Annotated in this window: 21 protein-coding genes; 12 read left to right on the top strand and 9 right to left on the bottom strand. The window is 63.8% G+C overall.

What is annotated here, in order from left to right:
* Positions 1–78: 78 nt before the first annotated feature.
* Entirely contained in the window at positions 79–1,254 is a 1,176-nt protein-coding gene (locus tag AC1L6K_RS07330; RefSeq protein ID WP_480952049.1) for an acyltransferase family protein, read from the top strand.
* 168 nt (positions 1,255–1,422) lie between these two features.
* Complete coding sequence (locus tag AC1L6K_RS07335; protein WP_480952050.1) at positions 1,423–3,498, top strand: acyltransferase family protein; 2,076 nt, start codon at positions 1,423–1,425, stop codon at positions 3,496–3,498.
* Between the two features lie 80 nt (positions 3,499–3,578).
* On the opposite strand, the gene AC1L6K_RS07340 is transcribed toward AC1L6K_RS07335, so the two are convergent.
* The 7 genes from AC1L6K_RS07340 to AC1L6K_RS07370 all read right to left on the bottom strand — a co-directional run bounded on the left by AC1L6K_RS07340 (position 3,579) and on the right by AC1L6K_RS07370 (position 9,662).
* Complete coding sequence (locus AC1L6K_RS07340; protein WP_480952051.1) at positions 3,579–4,667, bottom strand: NAD-dependent epimerase/dehydratase family protein; 1,089 nt, start codon at positions 4,665–4,667, stop codon at positions 3,579–3,581.
* A 52-nt stretch (positions 4,668–4,719) separates the two neighbouring features.
* Positions 4,720–5,607 carry a glycosyltransferase family 2 protein gene (locus tag AC1L6K_RS07345; protein ID WP_480952052.1) on the bottom strand — a complete coding sequence of 296 codons (888 nt, stop codon included), beginning with the start codon at positions 5,605–5,607 and terminating at the stop codon, positions 4,720–4,722.
* Positions 5,608–5,656: 49 nt separating this feature from the next.
* Positions 5,657–6,079 (bottom strand): DUF2304 domain-containing protein, encoded by a 423-nt coding sequence (locus AC1L6K_RS07350; RefSeq protein ID WP_480952053.1) that lies wholly within the window; start codon positions 6,077–6,079, stop codon positions 5,657–5,659.
* A 3-nt stretch (positions 6,080–6,082) separates the two neighbouring features.
* A complete protein-coding gene (locus AC1L6K_RS07355) occupies positions 6,083–6,832 on the bottom strand; it encodes a glycosyltransferase family 2 protein (RefSeq protein ID WP_480952054.1) in 750 nt (249 codons plus the stop codon).
* Between the two features lie 76 nt (positions 6,833–6,908).
* Positions 6,909–7,904 carry a glycosyltransferase family 2 protein gene (locus AC1L6K_RS07360; RefSeq protein WP_480952055.1) on the bottom strand — a complete coding sequence of 332 codons (996 nt, stop codon included), beginning with the start codon at positions 7,902–7,904 and terminating at the stop codon, positions 6,909–6,911.
* Positions 7,897–9,174, bottom strand: coding sequence for a hypothetical protein (locus AC1L6K_RS07365; RefSeq protein ID WP_480952056.1), 1,278 nt, complete (start codon positions 9,172–9,174; stop codon positions 7,897–7,899). Before AC1L6K_RS07365 ends, AC1L6K_RS07360 begins: the two co-directional genes overlap by 8 nt.
* 2 nt (positions 9,175–9,176) lie before the next feature.
* Positions 9,177–9,662, bottom strand: coding sequence for a subtilase-type protease inhibitor (locus AC1L6K_RS07370; RefSeq protein WP_480952057.1), 486 nt, complete (start codon positions 9,660–9,662; stop codon positions 9,177–9,179).
* Between the two features lie 336 nt (positions 9,663–9,998).
* Here AC1L6K_RS07370 and rfbB point away from each other — a divergent pair, with 336 nt between their 5' ends.
* The 9 genes from rfbB to AC1L6K_RS07415 all read left to right on the top strand — a co-directional run bounded on the left by rfbB (position 9,999) and on the right by AC1L6K_RS07415 (position 20,840).
* Positions 9,999–10,997: a dTDP-glucose 4,6-dehydratase gene (gene rfbB / locus AC1L6K_RS07375; protein ID WP_480952058.1), complete on the top strand. Its 999-nt coding sequence runs from the start codon at positions 9,999–10,001 to the stop codon at positions 10,995–10,997.
* A gap of 2 nt (positions 10,998–10,999) precedes the next feature.
* Positions 11,000–12,409 (top strand): sugar nucleotide-binding protein, encoded by a 1,410-nt coding sequence (locus tag AC1L6K_RS07380; RefSeq protein ID WP_480952059.1) that lies wholly within the window; start codon positions 11,000–11,002, stop codon positions 12,407–12,409.
* A gap of 11 nt (positions 12,410–12,420) precedes the next feature.
* Entirely contained in the window at positions 12,421–13,440 is a 1,020-nt protein-coding gene (gene galE, locus AC1L6K_RS07385; protein ID WP_480952060.1) for a UDP-glucose 4-epimerase GalE, read from the top strand.
* Between the two features lie 30 nt (positions 13,441–13,470).
* Positions 13,471–15,468 (top strand): DUF6541 family protein, encoded by a 1,998-nt coding sequence (locus tag AC1L6K_RS07390; RefSeq protein ID WP_480952061.1) that lies wholly within the window; start codon positions 13,471–13,473, stop codon positions 15,466–15,468.
* A 130-nt stretch (positions 15,469–15,598) separates the two neighbouring features.
* On the top strand, positions 15,599–16,888 hold the full coding sequence (locus AC1L6K_RS07395; protein WP_480952062.1) for a nucleotide sugar dehydrogenase: 1,290 nt from the start codon (positions 15,599–15,601) through the stop codon (positions 16,886–16,888).
* A gap of 43 nt (positions 16,889–16,931) precedes the next feature.
* Positions 16,932–17,543 carry an acyltransferase gene (locus tag AC1L6K_RS07400; protein WP_480952063.1) on the top strand — a complete coding sequence of 204 codons (612 nt, stop codon included), beginning with the start codon at positions 16,932–16,934 and terminating at the stop codon, positions 17,541–17,543.
* The gene (locus AC1L6K_RS07405) at positions 17,540–18,631 is read left to right on the top strand and encodes a DegT/DnrJ/EryC1/StrS family aminotransferase (RefSeq protein ID WP_480952064.1); all 1,092 of its coding nucleotides are present in this window, start codon (positions 17,540–17,542) and stop codon (positions 18,629–18,631) included. Before AC1L6K_RS07400 ends, AC1L6K_RS07405 begins: the two co-directional genes overlap by 4 nt.
* Positions 18,632–18,633: 2 nt before the next feature.
* On the top strand, positions 18,634–19,626 hold the full coding sequence (locus tag AC1L6K_RS07410; protein ID WP_480952065.1) for a Gfo/Idh/MocA family oxidoreductase: 993 nt from the start codon (positions 18,634–18,636) through the stop codon (positions 19,624–19,626).
* Positions 19,626–20,840, top strand: a complete 1,215-nt coding sequence (locus AC1L6K_RS07415; protein ID WP_480952066.1) for a glycosyltransferase family 4 protein — start codon at positions 19,626–19,628, stop codon at positions 20,838–20,840. Before AC1L6K_RS07410 ends, AC1L6K_RS07415 begins: the two co-directional genes overlap by 1 nt.
* A gap of 125 nt (positions 20,841–20,965) precedes the next feature.
* On the opposite strand, the gene wecB is transcribed toward AC1L6K_RS07415, so the two are convergent.
* Positions 20,966–22,030 carry a non-hydrolyzing UDP-N-acetylglucosamine 2-epimerase gene (wecB, locus tag AC1L6K_RS07420; protein WP_480952067.1) on the bottom strand — a complete coding sequence of 355 codons (1,065 nt, stop codon included), beginning with the start codon at positions 22,028–22,030 and terminating at the stop codon, positions 20,966–20,968.
* A gap of 9 nt (positions 22,031–22,039) precedes the next feature.
* Entirely contained in the window at positions 22,040–23,176 is a 1,137-nt protein-coding gene (locus AC1L6K_RS07425) for a glycosyltransferase family 2 protein (protein WP_480952068.1), read from the bottom strand.
* A gap of 68 nt (positions 23,177–23,244) precedes the next feature.
* Between AC1L6K_RS07425 and AC1L6K_RS07430 the strand changes: the two genes are divergently transcribed.
* Entirely contained in the window at positions 23,245–24,354 is a 1,110-nt protein-coding gene (locus AC1L6K_RS07430) for a glycosyltransferase family A protein (RefSeq protein WP_480952069.1), read from the top strand.
* Positions 24,355–24,396 lie beyond the last annotated feature (42 nt).

The following is a 24,396-nucleotide window of genomic DNA, read 5'->3' on the forward strand; positions in this document are numbered from 1 at the left end:
CGAGACAGAGACGCGAGCGGAATAACGTCAACGACGATAGTTCTCCTGCAGGTCATGAGTTGAAAGTTTAGATATTAATTGAGCAGTAGAAACCTGCAAGGCAACGAAGCGCGCACGACGTGGTTTGGAACGTTGCTTGACCCCCGCAATAACAGCTTGAACCTCATCAGGTTGGTTCTGGCTTTTGCCGTCCTTGTCCACCACTGCTGGCCATTGGCCGGAAGGCACGGTGAACCGGTGTTCGCCGGGGACTCCCTGGGCGGTTGGGCGGTGGCCGGATTCTTCGGGATTAGCGGCTATTTAATTACTTCCAGCCGCTGGTCCAATGCGCTCGGACCCTACCTGGTAAACCGCATCGCCAGAATAATGCCGGCCTTCTGGGTCTGCCTGCTGATGATGGTATTGGTTTTTGCCCCCATCGGGTACGTGGCGAACAAGGGGACTCTCGAGGGTTACTTCACCACTTCACATTCGCCGCTAAACTTCCTCGTCTCCAACTTTTTCTTGCAAATGCCATTTCATGACATCGCAGGTACCCCGTTGAATGTTCCCTACGAGGGCGCTTGGAACGGGTCCCTGTGGAGCCTGTACTACGAGTTCCTGTGCTACTTGATCATCGCCGCGCTGGGAACCTTCGCCTTCATCAGGCGCTCACCTTGGCCCCTCAGCCTGGCGTTTGTCCTGTCGGTTGTTGCACAGGCCAACGTGGAATCAATCAGCCGAATCACAAACGATAATTTTGATGTTGTCCTGATGCTCGGACTCCTTCCGTTCTTTTTCGGTGGGTCTGTTGTGTTCATGTGGAAGGACAAGATTGGCTTCCACTGGATCCCGGGCGTGCTTTCACTGGTGTTGGCCTACATTATTGCCTCGACGGTGCCCGGCTGGGGTGTGCAGGCATCTGCCTTGTTTGTCACCTATGGGATCATCTGGCTCTCGACTGTCATCAAGCAGCCGAAGCTGATCGCCAAAAACGATATTTCCTACGGCATCTACATTTATGCCTTTGCTGTCCAGCAGCTTCTTGCAGTATTCGGTGTGCATGAATGGGGCCTGCTGTGGTTTGGCCTCGCCGCAGCCGTCCTGACAGTCCCGCTTGCAGCGGGAAGCTGGCTCTTCGTGGAACGTCCCATCATGCGCCGGGTTCGCGGGGCCAGGGTGAAACGAAACACGGCCGTGCCGGCCCTCGACGCTGTCGGCACCGTGGGGCCGGGCAGCCCGCCGCATCCGGGGCAGACCCGGGATGTACGTTGATTCAAGGCAGCCAGGGCGGTCAATGCAGCTTTGGCCGGCCGCGGCGGGCCCGCCGCATCCGGTGTGAGATTCAACCCAATAGGTGAACGTTTGGTAACGGATTGATAAACTCCGTTGGGGGATCCGTGCCGCAGCTGCGGCAACGACATCATCTAGAGGTAAAAATCCATGACGCAAGGCACCACCACGAGACTGCGGCCAACCGGGCGCAGAGCAGCTGTGAAGCAGCCTGCAGCTTCACAAGTTGCGGTACGCAAATTCCTGCCTGAGGTACAGGGCCTGAGAGCCCTGGCTGTCCTCATGGTGGTCGCCTACCATGTCTGGTTTGGCAGAATTTCCGGTGGCGTGGACATCTTCCTGCTCATCTCAGCGTTTCTGCTGACCGGCCAGTTCACCCGAAAGCTGGAGTCCGGGCGGCCTCTTGAACTGCTGAAGTACTGGGTCCATTTGTTCAAGCGGCTGTTGCCGCTCATTGCAGTCACCCTTTTGGCCATCTTGGGGGCAACCCGGCTTTTCCTGCCCGAGGAGCGGTGGGCCGGCATTTTCGGCGAAACCTGGGCGTCCTTGTTTTACTTCCAGAACTGGTTCCTGGCGTCTGAATCCGTGGACTACTATGCGGCTGAGCACAGTGTCGCCAGCCCGCTGCAGCATTTCTGGTCGTTGTCCATCCAAGGGCAGATATTCATCCTCTGGCCACTGATCTTTGCGTTGGCGGCCGTTGTGGCCCGGCGGTGGCGGCTGCGCATCAGGCCACTGTTGATTTTGATGTTTGGCACCGTCTTCGCCGTTTCCCTGGTCTTCTCAATCATCACCACTGCCAACAACCAGGCCTTCGCCTACTTTGACACGCGTACGCGGCTGTGGGAATTCGCGCTTGGTTCACTGCTGGCCTTGTTCCTGCCCTATCTTAAGTTCCGCCGTCCAACCCGCATCGTCCTCGGCTGGCTGGGCATCGTCGCCATGCTTTCCTGCGGCATCATTTTGCAGGTTGGCCAGCAGTTCCCGGGCTACATGGCCTTGTGGCCGACCCTGGCAGCTGCTTGCGTGATTGTGGCCGGTGCCACCGACAGCAACGTCGGTGCTGACCGTTTCCTCAGCTGGAAGCCGCTGGTGAAGCTGGGTGACAGCTCCTATGCGCTGTATTTGTTCCACTGGCCCCTGCTGGTGACGTATCTGGTCGTGTCGGGGCATTCCCACGCCGGCCCCATTGCGGGTCTTGGAATAATCCTGACATCCATTGCAGCCGCGTCGTTGGCGACGAAGTTCATCGACACGCCGCTGCGGCGCAACAAGTTGATTGCACAAAAACGGCGCAGGGCGCTGGCCGTCATTCTCGTATGCGTGACACTGGTGGGTGTTCCCTTGGCCGGCTGGCAACTGCAAGGCCACCTCCAGAACCAGGCCCTGCTGGCCCAGGCCGCAAAAAACAATCCCGGGGCAGCATCCCTGTCTCCCGACTTTGTGGACCGCGCCGACCCCGGGGCGCAATTGCTGCCCACCAAAACGGCAATGCCCGACGATTGGCCCAAATTCGAAGGCGGGAGCTGCAAGGCAAATGGAAAAGAGCTGTTGAACCTGTGCAACAACGGCATTGACGACGGCAAGAAATCCATCGTGGTGATGGGCAGTTCGCACGCGCATGTCCTCAATACCCCGCTGCTGGAAATGGCCAAGAAGAATGACTGGAGCATCACCTCGCTGACCAAGGGATATTGCCCCCTGGGTGAGGACACCTCGACAGGAATCACCGACAGCTGCGTTGAATTCAACAAGGACACGATGGCCAAGGTGCTGGCAATGAAACCGGATCTCGTGGTCACGACCAGCACCCGCACCAACGTGCTCTGGGGAGTTCCGGAAGAGCTCGACAATTCCTGGGTCGACGCAGTGAAGACACTGAATACTGCAGGCATCGAGGTGGTGGCCGTGCGGGATACGCCGCGAATTCCCCAAAACGTGCCCGAGTGCCTTGAGGAATCGCCCGCTGACGACGTCGGATGTGGCGCCAAAAAGGTGGACGTCTTCAACGATGTTTCGCCCACGGAGGCCGTCGCCGCAAGCCTGCCGGACACCAAGTTCCTGGACTTCACCGACTATCTGTGCAACGACACGAACTGCCCTGCCATCATTGGCAATGTGATTGTTTACAAGGACGACAACCACATCACCCGGACGTACATGGAAACCCTCACGCCCGTCTTTAAACGTGAGTTCGAGGCCGCCACGGGCTGGAACGTGAAATAGCCGCCGCAGACGGCTGGTACAAACGTTGAAGGCCCCGACCCCGGACAGGGGGCGGGGCCTTCAACGGCACAGGGGGTGAATTATGCGGGCTTCACATCCGGCTGGACATCGATCCAGTCGGCCAGCCGTGCGATGCCCTGCTGCAAGTTGTAACGCGGTTCCCAGCCCAGGACGCGCTTGGCATCGGTGATGTCGGCCCAGGCGTGCCGGACGTCGCCCTGGCGGTACTGGCCGGTCACGTGGGGGGCCGGGGCGCCGTAGCGTGTGGCAATCGTCGCGGCGGCCGTGCCAATGGTCTGGAATTCCCCGGAGCCGATGTCCAAGGGTGTGGGGTGGGTCTGTGCGGAGGTGGCGCCGGCCACCACTGCCGAGGCGATGTCATCAATCAAGATGAAGTCGCGACGGACCTCGCCGTCCTCGTACAAGGGGATGGAGCGCGAGCCCATGGCCATGCGGCAGAAGAGGCTCATGATGCCCGTGTAGGGGTTGATCAGGGACTGTCCGGGCCCGTACACGTTCTGGAGGCGCAGGATGGCCGTCTCCACGCCATAGGACTTGGCCCAGGCTTGCAGGATGTTTTCCTGTGCCAGCTTCGTGCCGCCGTACACGCTCACGGGTGCAGGGAAGACCTCGGCGGCCTTCATGGCTGTGGGCTCGGCACCCGGGAAATCCCACTCGGATTTGTCCAGGGTCTCGCTGGTCCGCTGCCCGGGGTAGAACAGAGCCCCGTCAGCCTTGCGCCAGGCGCCCTCGCCGTACACGGCGCGGCTGGAAGTCAACACGATGCGGCGGGGGAGCGCCTTGTTCCGGAGCAGGCCGTCCAGGAGCTGTGAGGTGCCGACAACGTTGACGAGGGTGTGGCGGGTCGACTCTTCAAGCGACTGCGCGGTCCCGGTCTCAGCCGCCAGGTGGATGACGACATCAGGTTTAACGTCGGGCAGGACCCGGTCCCACATTGCTGCGTCGGTAATGTCCCCGACGATCAATTCAACTCCGTCGGCCAGTTCGTCCGGGCGTTTGCCGGATTCGTGGATTTGGGGGTGCAGGTTGTCCACCACGACCACCCGGTTGAAGGCCTGGAGCAGGGATGCGGAAATGGCGCATCCAATGAATCCCGCGCCACCGGTGACGAGGACGGTTTCCGTCCGTTGTTCAGGGGAATTGTTCATTGTAGGTTTCTTTCTCGAAATGATGATGGAGCCCTAAAGCAGTGAAGTCTGTTTACGAGCCGAAGGCGTGGCGTGCCAATGTCCCGGCGGCCTTGGTGTCCCGGGCCAGCAGGGCTTTGGGGACGAGGGCAAGGGCGTGCGCCCTGGAGGTCAGGCGCAACTTGGCGGCCCGCTCGGCCTTTGTCCATCCGATGTCGCCTGCCTGGCCGGCGGCAACGGCAAAATAGTCCCGTTCACCGACAAACCGTGAGCCGTCGATCAATTTCGACGACGAGGCGCTGTTTGAGTGGCGCCGGTAGGAGAAGCACACGGTGGGTTCGATCAGCAGCTGGTCACCGGCATAAATCATGTCCATGATCAAGGCAAGGTCTTGAATGATGGGGAAGCCGTCGCGGAAATCAACGGCACGCATCCTGTCGGTGCGGAAAGCCAGGGACGGCCAGTAAAGCCAGTCGCCGTGCATCAAGTTGGCGGCGATGGATTCGCCCGAGACAAGCTGCGGACCATTGCCATGCGGACGGACAAGCCGCTGCTTGATCGTGTCAACGATGGTTTTGACCACCACGCTGTTTTCGTCGATGACCTGCACGCCGGGCTGGATGATCGCGGCGTTGGGGAATCTCTCATGCGCTGCTGAGATTGTTTCCACATAGTTCGGGAGCAGGACATCATCACAGCCAAGAATGACCATGACCTCTTCCGTGGCAAGCTCCACACAGGTGCGGTAGTTCGCCGTGATGCCGCCGTTTTGCTCCTTGCGGATGTACTTGATGCGGTCATCCTTGAGGCCTGTGACGAATTCCTGAATTTCAAGATTCGGATAGGCGTCATCCACCACCGTCAACAGCCAGTTGTCACTGGTCTGGGCCAGGACGCTGTTGACTGTTTCTTTCATGTAACCGGGATCTCCCCAGTACGGAATGAAGATGTCCAAAGGCATTGTGGGTACGTCTCTTTCTCCCCGGAAACAGGGGCAAAGCCTGGTGGGCTTATTCTTCGTGTTGCGGCGAAACGTCAGGCATCGACGAATTCCCCTGGCTGGGCGGGCTGGTCTGGCTGGTCAAGACATTAATTCTTTGCTCGAGTTTGTCCAGTTGGGCCCGCAGAATTGCAGCTTCCTCGGCCAAGACCCGGGTTTCATCTTCAACCACCGAGATTTCCCAGGAAAGATGGAGGCAGACGCCAAGGGCCAACACGATGCTCATTGCAAAGAGCAGGTTCGACGGGACCTGCACGTTGAGAATGTCAGCAACGAACTCGAGCAGCCGGGGAAACGCTGCGAGGACAAGCATGGACAGGCCCACGACAAGCCACAGGGCAGCGTACTTTTCCCGGATTTTCTTTCGTCGCAGCATGTCAAAAACAAGCAGGACGATGAGCAGCGAAAGTATAAAAGCGGCGATAACCGACATTGCCTAATTCACCTTGACTTCAGCTTCGGCATGGACAATGGTGGAGGGTTTCCTCGTCAGCGCAAACAGGAAGGCAAAAATGCTCCGGCCCAGGTACATGGCCGCCTTGGCAGGGTTGTGACTGGGGGTGCCAGCCTGGCGTGCCCGCATTTCAACAGGAACCTGGGTGACTTTGCAGCCTGATCGAATCGCCACCACCAGGGAGTCAATGGTGTCTCCCAGATACTCTGCCGGGTAGTGGTCCAAATATTGGGCGATGCCCCGGGCGTTGGCGGCACGAAAACCTGAGGTGACATCCGTCAGCCGGGTGCCGGCGAGGGCGGAGATGGTCCGGGCAAGAAAAATCATGGCCCACTTTCGCGGACCGGTGACTGTATAAGTTCCCTTGTCAGCGAATCGGGCGCCGATGGAGATGTCTGCGTTGTCGAGCCCCTGGAGCACAACGGCAATGTCCTTCGGGTCATGCTGGCCGTCTGCATCGACCTGGATGACGACGTCGTAATGGTTTCGGCTGGCATATTTAAAGCCTGCGCGCATGGCACCGCCGACGCCGAGGTTGAAGGGCAGGTGGAGCACAGTGGCTCCGGCCGCGGCCGCAACCTGGGAGGTGTTATCCGTCGAACCGTCGTCGACGACGAGGATGTCGTATTTTTCCGGGCGTGCCAACACTTCGCGGACGGTGTCGCCGACAGCCAGACCCTCGTTCCAAGCCGGCATGATGACGAGGACTCGTTGTAGGAATGGTTGGGTCATGGTTTCCAATCTATACCAATCGTGTGCAGGGGAATGGGTTCAGGGGCCCGGTCCGGCCCGTGCTGGCTTGCCGTGGCTAGTCCAAACCGTAGCTGTTCGCCGAATGCCGCAGATAGATCTTCGCGAATGTGTTTGGGGCCACTTTCAACAGGAGGGCTGCGGCGGCAAATTGGGGCTTGACGGTTGCCGCTGAAATGATCCATGACACCGGGAGTGTGCGTCGGCAGTCGTCGATGGTCGCGCGGGCCTCGGGCTGGTGGGCAAGTTTCATGATGGCGCTTTGGGCGATGATCATGGTGATGAGCAGCCTCATGGTTGCATACGGTTTGGCGAAACGCCCCTTGCGCAATTCCTCGGGAAGGTGGGCGTGGAGGTCGGCCAGGGCCAGGTCCGAGTCGCTTCTGGCCGGAATTTTGCCCCAGGTCAAGGACTCGGAGGAGATGTAGTAGCGGTTCAACGGCACCGCGGCACTGGTGACTGTGCGCGCCCGGGAGTCGAGCAGGATGTTGATCGTCATGTCTTCGAACCTGGTCGAGCCTTCAGGGAAGCGGACGTCGTCGAAAAGTGTACGCCGGTAGACCTTGTCCCAGGCGAACGGAAGGATGTTGTCCAGCATGGCGGCGCGCATGGCCTCCAGCCCGGTGCCTTGTCCAAGGAACTGGCTGTGTCGCGGTGTTTCGCTTCCGTCGGGCCGGACCACGAAATGGCCCGCAATGGAAATGTCCACCCCTTCGCCCAACGCTGCCACGTGGTGCTCAAGAAACGCGGGGAGGAATTCGTCGTCGGAATCCAGGAAGGCCACGAAGGTTCCGGAGGCGGCACGCAAGGCTTCGTTGCGCACACCCGATGGCCCGATGTTCTGTTGCATGTCGATCAGGCGCACGCGGGATTCGGCGGTGGCGGAAATCACCGCCTTGACGACATCAACCGTATTGTCGGTGGAGGCGTCGTTGACGACTATCAGCTCAAAGTCGGTGAAGGTTTGGCCCAGGACACTGCTGATGGCCCGTTCCACTGTGGCGGCGGCGTTGAAGCACGGCATGATGATTGAGACTCGGGGGCTGTTAGCCATCGATGGAATCCTTGGGGATTGACGGGACCAGGGGCGTCGTGGTCCCGGTGCGGAGCACGCCGGCGGCGTGGACCAGGGCACCGAGAATGGGGCCGGCGAAAAGGCTGGCCACAACTGTTTGTTCCAGCGGAGCAGGCACGAAGAGTATCGCCACCGACACAACCGTTGCGAGGACCCAGCCGGCAAGGTAGAGGCGGTGCCGGCCCAAGGCCATTGCTGCAGTGCCGGTGAGTGTGAGGATTGCCATGAATGCGGCGGCGAATGTCAATGCCCCCAGCAGCCACCCGTCAACGGAGTAGTCGGGACCGAAGATGAGCATGATGTAGGGGCCGACGATGGCTGCCAGCACACCGCCGACCAGGCCCAGGGCGAGGATGGCGGCAAACGGTTTGGCCAGCACGTGGTGGGCCGGGCGCTGCGAATGGATCAAGGCGGTCATGACGACGCCCTGAAATGACTGCAGCGGGATCATGATGGGCGCCCGGGTCAGGGAGATGGCGAGCAGGAGGGGGGCTGCCAGGGCGAAATCGGCTGGGTCGGCGGCAATTTTAATCACTGCAGGCAGTCCGGTGACAAGGATGGCGGTGGCGGCTGCGGTGGCCATCGCAAGTCCGCAGCGAACAACGTAGGGGAGCACCCCCACATCGGCTCGTGCGCGCAGGCCGGCGCGGCCGCCTTTGCTCATGAGGGCGAAGTAGAGCCAAACAAGGGTGCCGCTCAAGGCACCAAATTCAAGTCCGGCCAGGCTTCCGCCGAGGAAGGCGGCCAGGGCCATGACCAGCAGCCTGAAGACGGCTTCGGTGGCTGCCAGTGAAGAGTAGGTTCCCCAACGCTCAAAACCGGCTGTTGCACCTGCCAGCCCAATGTGGCCGGCGTACAGCAGGACGGCAAGTGCGATGCCCAGCCATAGCAGGGGCGGGGCATTCGGGATCAAGGCAGGCATCCACCAGGGGCTGCACAGGGCGACGAGGAGGGCTGCGGCGGCGCCGATCATGAGTGAAACAGGCAGGACGGGGGCGCCGGGTGTGTTGTCGTTGTGCTGGCGCATGGAGCGGGACTTCACCGCCCGGGTGGCTTCCGCCATCAACCCGGTGAGCACCCCGAACATGCCCAGCAGCACACCCCAGAATGCGAGGAAGTTGGCGTTTTCAGCGGGGGTCAGGCTGCGTGAGGCGACGATGAGCACCAGGTAGCCGCTGGCCGCGGCGACAAGGGATGACAGCCCCACTGAGGACAGGCTTTTGCCCTTGCCGGCTGCCGACGGCGACACGTCTAGCCAAGTCCAATGAGAGGTGTCAGGCTGTCCCAGACTTTGGCGTTGCACAGATTGTCCCGCAAATACGAAACACGAACGTGCTTGCCCTGTGATTCACCAAAGACATCAGCCACCACCTGGTTTCCCGTGCCGGTGCATTTCTTGTCGTCTGTCGGCTTGGGCTCAACGTCAAACAGGTCCGCAGAGGTTTCCACCACCGTACACGCAGCGTCGGCGTCGGGAAGGTTTGTGGGGCTGACGGCTGTTGAGCCGGCGCAAAACAGCTGATGGGTGTTGATGCCCAAGCCGTTGCCGTCCAGGACTGTCACCACAAGCCGGGTGTCCACGTCCGCGGTGGCTTCGGGATAGACCGGGGCTGCCGGTTCGGTGGTGGCGCTGTCCACGGCGAGGGGAACGGGAGCTTCCTTGTCCACGATCGTGCAGCCGGAAACCGCTGCGACCAAGGCTGTTGCCAGGGCGATGCTCGCCCAGAATTTCTTCAAAATGCTCCTCCGTATGTTGCGTAGTCAGCTTACCCCACGGCGCCACGCCGACAGCCCTGCGCAATTGGCATGAAATGCCTGTCCGCCATGGGGTGCGCCGCAGCCCGCAGCACGTCCGTTTGTGCCTGGTCCCGCTGTTTCCCGCCCACCCGCCAAGCCGCGGGGGACTGCGGGAGATGAGCGCCGTCGTCGTTCCCGGGTGATTGTGTCCACCAACATCCAGGCAGCCGGTGCTGCCCGGACCATGGCACGGTGATCCGTTGGGCTGCACGCTGCAGCCCGCCTAAAGCCTATCCGCTCCGGCTGGGACGGGGTGCGTTCCCGTATGCTGGATCCATGCGAAAACTCCTTGTGACCGGTGGTGCCGGGTTCATTGGCTCCAACTTTGTCCATTACGTCCTTGAAAATACCGGCATGCATGTGACGGTGTTGGACAAGCTGACCTATGCCGGTAATTTGGTCTCCCTGGAGGGCCTGGCTGCTGATCGTTTTGCGTTTGTGCAGGGTGATATTTGTGATGCGGAACTCGTTGACGGGTTGGTCGCTGCTGCCGACGCGGTGGTGCATTATGCGGCGGAGTCGCACAATGACAATTCGCTGCATGATCCGCGCCCGTTCCTGGACACGAACATCATTGGCACGTACACGCTCATTGAGGCGGCCCGCAAGCACGGCACGCGTTTCCATCACATCTCCACCGATGAGGTGTATGGCGATCTGGCCCTGGATGAGCCGCAGCGGTTCACGGAGGAGACGGCGTATGCCCCCTCGAGCCCGTATTCGTCCACGAAGGCCGGCTCGGACCTGCTGGTGCGTGCCTGGGTGCGTTCCTTCGGCCTGGCGGCCACGATCAGCAACTGCTCCAACAACTACGGCCCGTTCCAGCACGTGGAGAAGTTCATCCCGCGCCAAATCACCAATGTCATCGACGGGATCCGTCCCAAGCTCTATGGCAAGGGCGAGAATGTGCGGGACTGGATCCATGCCGACGATCATTCCTCGGCTGTGCTGGCGATCCTGGAAAAGGGCCGCATTGGCGAGACGTACCTGATTGGTGCCGATGGTGAGAAGAACAACAAGGACGTCATTGAACTGATCCTGACCCACATGGGCCTGGCGGCCGACGCCTATGACCATGTGGTCGATCGGCCCGGCCATGACCTGCGCTACGCCATCGAGTCCGGCAAGCTGCGCACCGAGCTGGGCTGGGCGCCGTCGTTTGCGAACTTTGATGCCGGGATCGAGGACACCATCAAGTGGTACCGGGACAACGAGGCCTGGTGGCGTCCGCAGAAGGCTGCGACCGAGGCGAAGTACAAGGAACAGGGGCAGTAGCGATGACGTTGGAATTCGCCAAGAAACTCACGGCCACCGAAACCCCGATTCCCGGTGTCGTCCTGTATGACCTGCCGGTGCATGGTGACAACAGGGGCTGGTTCAAGGAAAACTGGCAGCGGGCGAAGATGATGGCGTTGGGGCTGCCGGACTTCACCCCGGTGCAAAACAATATTTCCTTCAATGAAAAGGCCGGCACCACCCGCGGCATCCATGCCGAGCCGTGGGACAAGTTCATTTCCGTGGCGACAGGGAAGATCTTCGGTGCCTGGGTGGACCTGCGTGCGGGCGAGTCCTTTGGTGCCGTGTTCACGACCGAAATGGACCCCTCCCAGGCCATCTTCATCCCGCGCGGTGTCGGCAACGCCTTCCAAACCCTGGAAGACAACACGGCCTACACCTACCTGGTCAACGACCACTGGTCAGCGGACGCCCAGGGCCGGTACACCTTCTTGAACCTGGCGGACGAGAGTGCCGCGATCCCCTGGCCGATCCCGCTGGCAACGGCCGAGCTCTCGGAGAAGGACAAGGGGCACCCGCGCCTGGCCGAGGTCGCCCCGATGGCGGGCAGGAAGACCCTGGTGCTCGGTGCCGACGGGCAGCTTGGCAAGGCGTTGCGGGCCGCGTACGACGGCGATGCCAGCGTTGAGTTTGCCGCCCGTGCCGACTTTGACCTCACCGCGGATGCCTCCTACACCGGTAGGAACTGGAAGAACTACGCCACCATCATCAACGCCGCCGCGTACACCGCCGTGGACACTGCCGAGACGCCCGAGGGGCGCCGGGCCGCGTGGGCCATCAATGCCACGGCCGTGGCGAAGCTGGCCGCGACTGCGACAGCCCACGGGATCACCCTGGTCCATGTCTCCAGCGACTACGTTTTTGACGGCACCGCCGAAAGCCATGGCGAAGACGAGGCCTTCACCCCGCTGGGCGTGTACGGGCAGTCCAAGGCCGCCGGTGACGCTGTTGCGGCGACCGTTCCCCGCCACTACATTGTGCGCACCAGCTGGGTCATCGGCGAGGGCGGCAACTTTGTGCGGACCATGGCGTCACTGGCCGGGCGGGGCATCGCACCGAGCGTGGTCAACGACCAGATCGGCCGGCTCAGCTTCACCGGGGACATCGCCGCAGGCATCCTGCACCTGCTCGGCTCCGGAGCGGAGTACGGTGTGTACAACCTCAGCAACGACGGCGACCCCCAGTCCTGGGCCGACGTCGCCGCCGACGTCTACGAACTCACCGGCCACAACCGCGACGCCGTCACGGGTGTCAGCACCGAAGAGTACTTCAAGGGCAAGGAAGCAGCACCCAGGCCGCTAAACAGCGTCCTTGACCTGGCCCGCATCAAATCCACAGGCTTCACACCGGCATCCGCGCAAGCGCGCCTGGCCGAATACCTGGAGAAATAGAAATGGAATCCATGAAAGTTTTGGTCACAGGTGGTGCCGGCTACATCGGTTCGCACATGGTTCTGAGCCTGCTCGAAGCCGGGCACGACGTCGTCGTCCTTGACAACCTGGCGAACTCCTCGGCGGAGTCCCTGCGGCGGGTTGGGGAACTGACGGGGCGGCACCCGGAGTTTGCCGAGCTGGACCTGCTCGACGCCGCAGGAGTGGATGCGCTGTTTGCCTCCGCAGGCTTTGACTCGGTGATCCACTTCGCCGGCCTGAAGGCTGTGGGGGAGTCGGTGGCCGAGCCGCTGCGCTACTACCAAAACAACATTGTGGGGACCCTGAACCTGCTGGCCTCCATGGACAGGCACGGCGTCCGCTCGCTCGTGTTCAGCTCCTCCGCGACGGTGTACGGTGCCAGCGAGGAAGTGCCGCTCATCGAGAAGATGCCGTTGGATGCGACGAACCCCTACGGGCGCACCAAGGAACAGGTCGAGGACATTCTCACCGATCTGGGCGCCGCGGATCCCACCTGGCGGGTGGCCCTGCTGCGCTACTTTAACCCGGTGGGCGCCCACGAGTCCGGCCGCATTGGCGAAGACCCCACAGGCATTCCCAACAACCTGCTGCCGTTCGTCGCCCAGGTTGCCGTCGGCCGCCGCGAAAAGGTCATGGTGTTCGGCAACGACTACCCGACCCCTGACGGCACCGGCGTGCGGGACTACATCCACGTCATGGACCTCGCCGCCGGCCACCTGGCCGCACTGGACTACCTGACCAGCCACGAAGGCGTGTTCACCTGGAACCTTGGCACCGGAAACGGCTCCTCGGTGCTGGAAGTCATCCAGGCCTTCGGCGACGCCGCAGGCAAGCCCATTCCCTTTGAATTTGCCGCCCGCCGCCCCGGCGACGCCGCCGTCAGCTATGCCGACCCGTCGGCTGCACTGGCCGACCTGGGCTGGTCGGCACACCGCAACCTGGCCCAAATGTGCGCCGACCACTGGCGCTGGCAGGCGGAGAACCCGAATGGCTACGCACAGCAGCCATAGCCCCGGCGGCCTGCGGAATACGGTACATTCATGAGCTGGTTTGAGACGGTGCCGACCATTGTGGTCGCCGCATTGGTCATCTTCGTGCCCGGCGCCATCCTGGGCCGGGCGATGGGTGCCCGCGGCCTGGCCTGGCTGGCCGCCGCGGCGCCCCTGACAGTCAGCCTCGTGGCTGTCGGAACCATTGCCGCCGGCGCCGTCGGCCTGCCGTGGAACCCGGTGGTGCTGGCCGTGCTGGCCCTTGGCACAGCAGCCGCCGCCTGGGGTGTGCGCAGGCTCGTCGCCGCCCGCCTCGCCGTCGTTCGCGGGCAGGTGGGGGGCAGAAGGACACGCACGACGCCGGCCGCCGGCTCCCAGCCCCGCACCACTCCCGCCGTGGTCCTGGCCGGGATTGGCGGGCTCGCCTTTGGTGTGGCCGCGATCTGGGCCAATCTGACCCGGACGTTCATCGCGCCGGAGAACATCTCGCAAACGTACGACAACGTCCACCACCTCAGCGCCATCCGCGCGATCGTGGAATCCGGGAACGGCTCCGCATTGTCGGTGGGCGCCATGATCCACAACGGGCCCTCCGGCGTGTACCCCTTCGCCTGGCACAACCTCGTGGCGCTGACGCTGGAAGTCATGAACGTGCCGCTGCCCGTGGCCGTGAACAGCGTCAACATTGTCATCGGCGCACTGGTGTGGACCCTTGCCTGCATGTTCCTGGCCACCCGCGTGGCGGGCAACCGGCCGGCTGTGCTGCTCGTCGCCGGTGCCATGGCAGGCAGCTTCGGAGCGTTCCCGTTCCTCGCCCTTGGCTGGGGTGTGCTGTATCCAAACTTCCTGGCGATCGCGCTTCTCCCGGTGTTCATCGCCCTGGTGGCCGATGTCCTCAAACTCTCCGTAAAACCCAGGACCGGCCCGCTTCCCGGCACGGCCCTGCTCGTCGTGGGCGCCCCCGGGCTGGCTTTGGCACATCCGAACATCGTCATGGCGCTGGCCGCCTTCACGATCCCGCTGCTGCTTTTTTGGCTGGTCCGGCTCTTTGGTGCCCGCAGGTTCCCGGTGGCTGCCCTGGCCACCGCAACGGTGGCCGTGGTGCTGTACCTGATCGTGTTTGCGGTGGCCTGGGACCGGGTTCGGCCCAGCGCGGCAGGTTCCCACTGGCCGCCAACGCTCACCCTCCCGGTGGCCGTGGGTGAAGCGCTGGCCACCTCGCCGCTGCAGGTTCTCTTTTCCTGGCCGGTGTTCCTGCTGACGCTGCTGGGAATTGTGGCGGCCTGCGTCCAGCGGCGCAGCCTCTGGGTGCTGGGCCCCTTCCTCGTGGCGCTCATGTTCTTCGTGGTGGTGTCCAGCTTCCCCGCCGAGGCGCTGCGGCACGCCATCACGGGCGTTTTCTTCAACGACAGCAACAGACTGGCGGCGCTGCTGCCCGTCACGGCGCTGCCGGTCATGGTCGTGGGCGCCGTCCGGGCCTTCGACCTGGCAGTGGAACGGATCCCCACCGGCCCGCTGGCAGCCACGCCCCGGGCCGCAGCATTTGCCGCCGTGGGGGTTGTGGCAGCCCTGCTCCTGGGCCTGTCGGCACAAAACAACGCGGTGGAAACCACTGTGGCGGAAACCAGCGACTACTACGCCTCAACGCCCGATTCGTGGCTGCTGTCAAATGACGAAGCGGCCCTGATCAAGCGGGCGCCCGAGCACATTGCGGCAGGCGCCACCGTCATCGGGCATCCGGCCAACGGAGGCTCGCTCATTTACGCCCTTGACGGCTACCCGACGATCATGCCGTCCCTTGCCTCGGTGAAAAGTCCGGAGATCAAAACCATCTTTGCCCACCTGCCGGATCTCAATGAGAACCCGGCCGTCTGTGCGGCCATCCAACACTTGGATGCCCGCTACGTCCTGGACTTTGGCAGCGGCCGCCAGGTCAGCGACATGCGCATGGCCATCCCCAGTTCCGAGGACCTGGCACACACGCCGGGACTGACCCTCCTGGACGAGCAGGGCGCGGCACGGCTCTACCGAATCGACGCGTGCCAGTAGGTCAAAACTGTGGCTTGGCTCTCAGCTGACACCGCAGGGACGCAAAGCTCTATATTCTAATAGTCAAGGCAACGGCTTGGCCTGGTTCGCCGGCGGTCAAGAAATTTCGAGAGATTAGGTTACAAACAACGTGAAGATTGCAGTTATTGCACTCGGCAAGATCGGCCTTCCGCTGGCTGTCCAGTTCGCCTCCAAGGGCCACGAGGTTGTTGGCGTGGACGTCAACCAGGCCGTCGTCGACCTGGTGAATGACGCCAAGGAGCCGTTCCCCGGTGAAGCCCAGCTGCAGGAGAAGCTCTCCGAACTGGTCCCCGCCGGAAAACTGCGGGCGACGACGAACTATGCCGAGGCTGTCCCGGGAGCCGACGCCGTGGTCCTGGTTGTGCCGTTGTTTGTTGACTCCGAGGCCAACCCCGACTTTGGCTGGATGGACGCCGCCACCGCCGAACTGGGCAAGCACCTGACCCCGGGCACGCTGGTCTCCTATGAGACGACGCTGCCCGTCGGCACCACCCGCACCCGCTGGAAGCCTGCCCTGGAGGCCGCATCAGGCCTGGCCGAGGGCACCGACTTCCATCTGGTGTTTTCCCCCGAGCGTGTCCTGACGGGGCGTGTCTTCGCCGACCTGCGCAAATACCCCAAGCTGGTGGGAGGCCTGTCCGACGCCGGCGCCGCCAAGGCCATTGAATTCTACGAGGCCGTGCTTGACTTCAACGAGCGCCCCGACCTTGACCGCGCCAACGGCGTGTGGGACCTTGGCTCCGCCGAGGCGTCCGAACTGGCCAAACTGGCCGAGACAACCTACCGGGACGTCAACATCGGCCTGGCCAACCAGTTTGCCCGCTTCGCCGCCAAGACCGGCATCGACATCTACCAGGTCATCGCCGCCTCAAACTCACAACCGTTCAGCCACATCCACCAGCCCGGCATCGCCGTTGGCGGACACTGCATCCCTGTCTACCCCCGCCTGTACCTGTGGAACGACCCCGAAGCAACGGTCGTCCGGGCAGCACGGGCCGCCAACGCGGCCATGCCTGACTACACCATCGGCCTTCTGGAAGGTGCCTACGGGGACCTGACAGGTGCACGCGTCGTCGTGCTGGGGGCTGCCTACCGTGGCGGCGTGAAGGAAACCGCGTTCTCCGGCGTGTTTGACGCGGTGGAGGCCATCGCCCGGCGCGGCGGCACCGCCCTGGTCCACGACCCCATGTACACGGATGCGGAGCTGGCCAAGATCGGCTTCGCCGCCTACCACCTGGGCGAGCCCGTGGACGCCGCCGTGGTGCAGGCTGACCACGCCGAATACAAGGAGCTGTCCCCGGCGGACCTCCCCGGCGTGAAAGCATTCATTGACGGGCGCCGGGTAAGCTCGGCTGAGAAGTGGCCCGGCATCACTTACCGCGTCATTGGCAAGGCATAAGGGGTTTTCCCGGCCGCATCCGATCTCGATCAGGAGGATCAGCATGACTTACATTGCCCCCAGCGCCGACGTTGCTGACGAGGCTGTCCTTGGCGAAGGCACGAAAATCTGGCATCTGGCCCAGGTGCGCGAGGACGCCGTCCTTGGCGAGAACTGCATTGTGGGCCGCGGGGCCTACGTTGGCAACGGCGTGCACATCGGCGCCAACTCCAAGATCCAGAACTACGCCCTGGTGTATGAGCCGGCGGTGCTGGGCCATGGGGTCTTCATCGGCCCCGCCGTCGTGCTGACCAACGACACCTACCCGCGCGCCGTGAGCCCCGACGGCTCCCTTAAGAGCGCGCACGACTGGACGCCCGTCGGCGTCACGATTGAGGACGGCGCCTCCATTGGTGCCCGTGCCGTGTGCATTGCGCCACTGAGAATTGGCCGTTGGGCCACCATCGCGGCAGGGTCCGTGGTGACGAAGGACGTGCCCCCGTTTGCCCTCATGGCAGGGGTTCCCGCCCGCCGCCTGGGCTGGGTCGGCAAGGCCGGCTTCCCCCTCGCCGAGGACGGCGGTTTCTGGGTGTGCCCGGAGACCGGGGCACAATACATTGAAGATGGAGACCTCCTGAAGGAGTACTCCCCGAATGCCGTAGAGGACAACGCATGAGCCACGACTTCATTCCCGCAGCAAAACCAATTATCGGTGCCGAAGAACGGGCAGCTGTCGACGCCGTCATGGCGACAGGCATGTTGGCGCAGGGCAGGGAGGTGGCCGCCTTTGAGACGGAATTCTCCGACGTCCTGCTCGACGGCCGGGCCGGCGTCGCCGTGAACTCCGGCACCTCGGGACTGCACCTGGGCCTGCTGGCCTCCGGCGTCGTCCCGGGCGATGAGGTCATCGTCCCGTCCTTCACTTTTGCGGCAACCGGCAACTCGGTGGCCCTGACGGGTGCAACGCCCGTCTTTGCCGACATTGAGCTTGACTACTACGCCCTTGACGTGGCCCACGTGGAATCCCTCATCACCGAGAACACCAAGGGCATCATGCCCGTGCACCTGTACGGGCACCCCTTTGCGGCAGAGGCCTTTGCCGCCCTTGCCGACAAGCACGGCATCGACCTGTACGAGGACGCCGCCCAGGCCCACGGTGCTGCGCTCAACGGGAAGAAGGTGGGCACCTTTGGCAAGTTCGGCATGTTCAGCCTGTACCCCACCAAGAACATGACCTCCGGCGAGGGCGGCATGGTCTCCACCTCGGACGCCACTGTCGAGCGAAACCTGCGTTTGCTGCGCAACCAGGGCATGGAAACCCAGTATGAAAACGAACTCGTGGGCTTCAACAACCGCATGACCGACCTGCACGCGGCCATTGGCCGGGTCCAGCTGACGAAGATCACGGGCTGGACGAAGCAGCGCCAGGACAACGCGGCCTTCCTCACGGCAAACCTCGAGGGCGTGGGAACACCCAAGGTGGCCTACGGCGCCGAGCACGTGTACCACCAGTACACGATCCGCGTGCCCGAGGGACGCGATGAACTGCACGAGCGCCTGCGCTCCGAGTTCAACATCGGCTCCGGCGTGTACTACCCGGTGCCAAACCACCGGCTGCCGTCCTTCAACCGTGTTGAGGACCTGCCAAACACGGAGATTGCGGCCAAGGAGGTCCTGTCGCTGCCGGTCCATCCGTCGCTGACCCAGGATGACCTGGAACGCATCGTCACGGCTGTCAACACCATCGTGAAGGCTGGTGCCTGAGCATGGCGAACCTTCGCGTAGGACTCATCGGCCTCGGCATGATGGGCCGCCACCATGCCCGGGTCATCCGGGAAGTTGAGGGTGTTGAGCTGGTCGCCGTTGCCGATGCCTACGGCGACCCGCATGGCGTGGCCAAGGAACTGCCTGTCCTGAACAGTGTTGAGGAACTGATTGCCGCCGGCATCGACATGGCCGTTGCAGCCGTGCCCACGGGCATGCACGAGGAGGTCGGGCTCGCCCTGGCCGAGGCCGGGGTCCACACCCTGGTGGAAAAGCCCATCGCGGCCAGCACCGCCGCGGGCAGGCGCCTCCTGGACGCCTTCACCGCCAAGGGGCTCGTCGGCGCCGTCGGGCATATTGAGCGGTTCAACCCGGCCCTGCAGTCACTGCGCAAGCGCATTGCCGATGGTGAGCTTGGTGCGGTTTACCAGATCGCCACCCGCCGGCAGGGGCCGTTCCCGTCCAGGATTGCCGACGTCGGCGTGGTCAAGGACCTGGGCACGCACGACATCGACCTGACGGCGTGGCTGGCCCAGAGCCACTACGAGTCAATCTTTGCCCAGACCACCACGCGCAGCGGCCGCCCGCACGAGGACATGGTCTCGGCCACCGGCAAGCTGGAAAACGGCATCATCACCAACCACCTCGTGAATTGGCTCTCCCCGATGAAGGAGCGCCTGACGATCGTCACCGGCGAAAAGGGCGCCTTCGTGGCCGACACCGTCACGGCGGACCTGACGTTTTACGAAAACGGCACCGTGGCCACCGAGTGGGACTCCATCGGCGCCTTCCGGGGCGTGTCCGAGGGCAACGTCACCCGGCTGGCGATCGCCAAACCGGAACCCCTGCGCACCGAGCACGAGGCGTTCCGGGATGCCGTCCTGGGGCTGCGCAGCGACGTAGTCAGCATGGCAGAGGGCCTTGAAACGTTGGTAGTTGCAGAAGCCGTGCTGGAATCCTGCCGGACCGGCCAAAGCGTGAGGATCACGATTTAGTGGCTGTGCAAGAACCCTTGAAAGTCGTCGTTGCCACCAGGCTCTATGCGCCTGAAGTGGGGGCGGCGGCTTTCCGCTTGAAAGCCCTGGTTGACGGGCTTGTGGAGCAGGGCGCCGAGGTGGCGGTGCTGACCACCAAGCTGCCCTCCGGCAGCGCCGTGTTCAAGCCAAGCTACAAGCTCAAGCGCTGGCCCGTGCTGCGCGACGCCGGCGGGTACGTGCGCGGCTACGTGCAATACCTCAGTTTCGACATCCCCGCATTCTTCCGGCTGCTGGCGACGCCGGCCGATGTGGTGGTGTCCGAGCCGCCGCCCACAACAGGCGTCGTTGTGGCACTCTCCTCACTGATCCGCCGTCGTCCGTATGTTTACTACGCTGCCGACATCTGGAGCGAGGCACTCTCGGCCATGGACGTCTCACCCGTCGTGAAAAAGGTGCTGGGTGCGGTTGAAGGGTTTGTGCTGCGCCGTGCTGCCAAAGTCATCGCTGTGTCCGAACCGGTGGCAGAGCAAGTCGCCAGGTTCAAGGTCCCGGCCGAGCGCATTGTGGTGGTGGGCAATGGTGTGGACACCAGCATTTTCACGCCCCACGGCACAGCAGCCTCCACCGACCGCCCTTATTTCATTTATACGGGGACGATGAGTGAATGGCAGGGCGCCGACATTTTTGTCCGGGCACTGCCGCTGGTCCGTGAACAGTTTCCGGATGCCGAGATCCGCTTCTTTGGCCAGGGCACGGATGAACCGCACCTGCAGGAAATCGCCGGGCAGCTCGTTCCCGGCGGCGTCCACTTTGGCGGCGTGGTGCCGCCGGCCGAGGTGGCGCAATGGATCCGCGGCGCTGCCGGGGCGCTGGTCAGCATCAAGCCCGGCCAGGGCTATGACTTTGCCAAGCCCACGAAGATTTACGCCGCAGCAGGATGCGGTGCCCCTGTCATCTTTGCCGGGCAGGGAGACGGGGCAGCGATAGTCGAGGAGGGCCGGCTGGGCGTCGCCGCCCCGTATGACGCGCACAGCGTTGCCGCCGCCATGGTTGCGGTCCTGGCCGAGGCGGCTGGGGGAACACCTTCCGCCGGGGCTTCCGCCACTGGCTCCTCCTCCGCAGATGCGGCATCCGAACAGCTTCGCGCAGCACGGGTCGGCTGGGTGGTGGAGAACGCCTCCCTGGCCGCCTCCGGCAAGATCGCGGCACAGGCCGTCATGGGGCGCTTGTAAGTCTCAGCCGGGGTAAGCCTCAGTCGGGCCCGGCAGGCAGCGGTTCGCCGTGACCTGACGGGCGGGCAGGGGCGGCCAATGCGGGTTCCGGATGATCGTCCGGAACCCGCCGTCGCCATTTTCGGCTACGTGGCGAAGGTGTCCAGCAGCGCATCCACCGTGCGCACCGCTGCATGTCCGTCGCCGTACGGCGCAGCATCCGTTGCCGCAGGGGCCGGACGCTCAACGGCACCCGCAAGCTGGCCCAGATCGTCATTGACAAGTACGTTCCAGCCCAGCTGCACGGTTTCCACCCATTCAGTTTCCGGGCGGATGGTCGTGCAGGGCACGCGCAGCAGGAACGCTTCCTTCTGCAGCCCGCCGGAGTCGGTCACGACGCCGGCACTGTTGGCCACGGCATTGACCAGCTGCGGATAGGCCAGCGGCTCGCTGAGCACCAGCGATCCTGCCGCCAGGTCGATCCCGTGGCTGTCCGCCAGGGCCTTCAACCGCGGATGTGCCAGCAGCAGCACCGGCTTGCTGAGCGCGGCGAGCGAGTCCACAATGGCCTTCAGCCTGGCGGGGTCGTCCGTGTTGTCCGGGCGGTGGACGGTGCACACGTAGTATTCGCCGGCGTCGAGGCCGGCAGGGATTGGCTCATTGCCGGCCGACAGCTGTTCGCGGACACGGAACAGGACATCTGTCATGACGTCGCCCACCATGACCGCGCGTTCCGCCAGGCCCTCATTGGCCAGATGGTCCATGCCCACCTGTGTGGGGGAGAGCAGCAGGTCCGCGGCATGGTCGGTCAGGACCCGGTTGTGTTCTTCCGGCATGCGCCGGTTGAAGGAGCGCAGCCCGGCTTCCAGGTGCGCCACCGGAATGTGCATTTTCACGGCAGCCAGGGCCGCGGCCAGAGTCGAGTTCGTGTCGCCATAGACGAGCACAACATCGGGCTTGGCCTCCTCGAAGACCTTTTCCAGACCGGCCATCATGGCTCCGGTCTGCTCGCCGTGCCTGCCGGAGCCCACACCCAGGTTGTAGTCGGGCGCGGGAATGCCAAGGTCCTGAAAGAACACGTCCGACATCAGTTCGTCGTAGTGCTGGCCCGTGTGCACAATGAGGTGCTCGGCCCGCCCCTCCATGGCCCGGGCTATCGGGGCAAGCTTTACAAACTGGGGGCGTGCGCCCACAACACTCAAAATCCGCATGCTTCAAGCCTAACGGAGGGAGAAGACCCCAGTTTTCGCCCGCAGCGCCTCGTTCACATAGTGGCGCAGCACCGAATCACGGGTCAAGAGTGCCAGGGGATTGTCGGTGACGAGTTCGCCTGTCCGCCCGGCCTGTGAATGACGCACGACGGCGGCCCGCAGCTCCGCCTCGCTGCCCGCCTTTGCCGCCTCCCGGGACAGCTGCGCATCCTTGCGGCTCAGGGCGGGAAGGTCCCCGCCGGCCATGTCCTGCAGCTTGCGGCTGATGGTCGCCCAGGAGGCCTGTTCCGCAGGGGACCACACGGCACTTGCGCCGGTGCCCGGCAGCCGGCCGCGGCGCAGCAGCGCCCCGATGCCGTGGATCCGCATGAGCTTCAGCGCAATGGTGCGCCGTTCCCGCAGCGGCGCCTGGCGCAGCCACTGGGCCTGGACCATCGCGTCCAGCCACTGGAACTCCTCGGCGAGCGGGCGCAGCGTGCTGGTCACCCGCGCCGGACCCGAATCGTCCGTTTGGCAGTAGGCCGGCGCCCCATACGGGTACACGATGCTGCCGCCCCTGAACCACAACTTCACAGTGGTCTCAAGGTCCTCACCGATCGGGACGCCCTCGGCGTAGCCAAATCCGCACTCCAGCAGGGCCGCACGCCGCAGCAGGCCAAAGGGCAGGCTGCGGTAGGCCAGCCCGTCACGCACAGGATCCAGCACGGCGGGCTTGCCGGGGCGGATCCGCGGGGTGCGCAGGATCGTGCCGTCCGGTGTTCGCAACGGTGCAATGACGGCGGCGGCCTGATGTTCCTGGGCTGCCAACCACCAGGCACCCAGCGAACCGGCTTCCAGGTAATCGTCGGAGTCCAGGAAGCACAGGAACGTTGCGGCACTGGCCGCAAGCGCTGCGTTGCGCGGGCCGGCCGGAGACTTGCTGCCGTCATGGCAGGGAAGCCAGGTGACGGCGTCGTCCGCTGCTTGTTCGGGGGAGACGGAAGCCTTGATCTCCCCGACGGAGATGTTGTGGCACACCACTGTGACGCGAAGTTCGACGCCGAGCCTGGCAAGTTCCGGCTGCTGCCCCAGCACCGAGTCCAGGGAGCGGGTCAGGGGGCGGGCGGGGTCGTGCACGGGGATGGCGACTTCGATGCTCTGGCGCATGGCGGCTCCTGCCTGGGGCGGTTCCGGGGTATCGGGGTGGTTCCGGGGTTCCGCGATAACCTTACTGGGTGGAGAACGTAAATATGGATTCAGTGCTTGTGGATGTGGTCATTGCGGTGCACACGCCCGACCGGCCCATCGAGCGCACGGTGGCGTCCCTCATGGCGTCGGGCCTGCCCACCGAGGCAGCCTTGGCGGGCCGGCTGCGGGTCACGGTGGTGTGCCACAACACTGCGGCCGGGCCCATCCGCGACCGGGTGGCGCCGGAGCACCGGGAGCGGGTTCGCTTTGTGGAGTACGCCGACGGCATCAAGAGCCCCGCCGGTCCGTTCAACCAGGGTATTTCCCTGGCCACGGGCACCTGGGTGTCGATCATGGGCAGCGACGATTCGCTGGAACCCGGCGCCCTGGCACAGTGGGTGCAGCGGGCCGAAGGTGATTCTGCCGATGTGCTGATCGCACCCATGGCCCACGCGGGCGGTGGGGCGATCCGCACACCCGTGGTGCGCCGTAACCGGTCAGCCGGCCTGGATCCGGTGGCCGACAGGCTCACGTACCGCACGGCCCCGCTGGGCATCATGCGGCTGTCACTGGTCCGCGCCCTTGACCTTGTTTTGCCCACCCGGTATGCCACGGGGGAGGACCAGTCGTTCTCCGCCGCGCTGTGGTTCTCCGGCGCCCGGATCAGCTACGGACGTGGCCTGCCGCGGTATTTGGTGCACGACGACGCCGTCGTCCGGGTGACGGCGACGTCCCGCTCCGTGACCGAAGACCTGGCATTTGCTGCCGACCTCGTGGACAGCGACTGGTTTGCCGGCCTTGCCGTCCGGGACAGGACGGCGATTGTCACGAAGCTGCTGCGCGTGCACGTTTTTGGGCACGTCATGCTGCGGGCCGAGGCCGGCAGCTGGTGTGCGCAGGACGCCGCGGAGATGGCCGTGGTGGCGCGGCGGCTGCTGTTTGCCGCGCCGCGGGCTGCCCGGCCGCTGTCGCTGGCCGACCGTATGCTGCTTGACGCGGTGGCCCGCCAGGAGCCGGATCCTTCGGTCATGAAGTCGCTGGCCACGCTGCGGCGGACGTTCAGCAATCCGCGGACGTGGCTGCCACGGGATGTGTCCGCCCTGCTGCATCCCGAGGCGCCGCTGCGTTTCATGAGCGCCTCGGCGCTGCTGTCCTAGCCTGTCCGTGTTTTCCCCCATCTACCCAGACGCCGTCAAGGA

Source organism: Specibacter sp. BI4, assembly GCF_056680095.1.

Coding starts and splice junctions, on each gene's coding strand:
- AC1L6K_RS07335 (WP_480952050.1), top strand. CDS start 1,423: ATGACGCAAGGCACCACCACGAGACTGCGGCCAACCGGGCGCAGAGCA.
- AC1L6K_RS07340 (WP_480952051.1), bottom strand. CDS start 4,667: ATGAACAATTCCCCTGAACAACGGACGGAAACCGTCCTCGTCACCGGT.
- AC1L6K_RS07345 (WP_480952052.1), bottom strand. CDS start 5,607: ATGCCTTTGGACATCTTCATTCCGTACTGGGGAGATCCCGGTTACATG.
- AC1L6K_RS07350 (WP_480952053.1), bottom strand. CDS start 6,079: ATGTCGGTTATCGCCGCTTTTATACTTTCGCTGCTCATCGTCCTGCTT.
- AC1L6K_RS07355 (WP_480952054.1), bottom strand. CDS start 6,832: ATGACCCAACCATTCCTACAACGAGTCCTCGTCATCATGCCGGCTTGG.
- AC1L6K_RS07360 (WP_480952055.1), bottom strand. CDS start 7,904: ATGGCTAACAGCCCCCGAGTCTCAATCATCATGCCGTGCTTCAACGCC.
- rfbB (WP_480952058.1), top strand. CDS start 9,999: ATGCGAAAACTCCTTGTGACCGGTGGTGCCGGGTTCATTGGCTCCAAC.
- AC1L6K_RS07380 (WP_480952059.1), top strand. CDS start 11,000: ATGACGTTGGAATTCGCCAAGAAACTCACGGCCACCGAAACCCCGATT.
- galE (WP_480952060.1), top strand. CDS start 12,421: ATGAAAGTTTTGGTCACAGGTGGTGCCGGCTACATCGGTTCGCACATG.
- AC1L6K_RS07390 (WP_480952061.1), top strand. CDS start 13,471: ATGAGCTGGTTTGAGACGGTGCCGACCATTGTGGTCGCCGCATTGGTC.
- AC1L6K_RS07400 (WP_480952063.1), top strand. CDS start 16,932: ATGACTTACATTGCCCCCAGCGCCGACGTTGCTGACGAGGCTGTCCTT.
- AC1L6K_RS07405 (WP_480952064.1), top strand. CDS start 17,540: ATGAGCCACGACTTCATTCCCGCAGCAAAACCAATTATCGGTGCCGAA.
- AC1L6K_RS07410 (WP_480952065.1), top strand. CDS start 18,634: ATGGCGAACCTTCGCGTAGGACTCATCGGCCTCGGCATGATGGGCCGC.
- wecB (WP_480952067.1), bottom strand. CDS start 22,030: ATGCGGATTTTGAGTGTTGTGGGCGCACGCCCCCAGTTTGTAAAGCTT.
- AC1L6K_RS07425 (WP_480952068.1), bottom strand. CDS start 23,176: ATGCGCCAGAGCATCGAAGTCGCCATCCCCGTGCACGACCCCGCCCGC.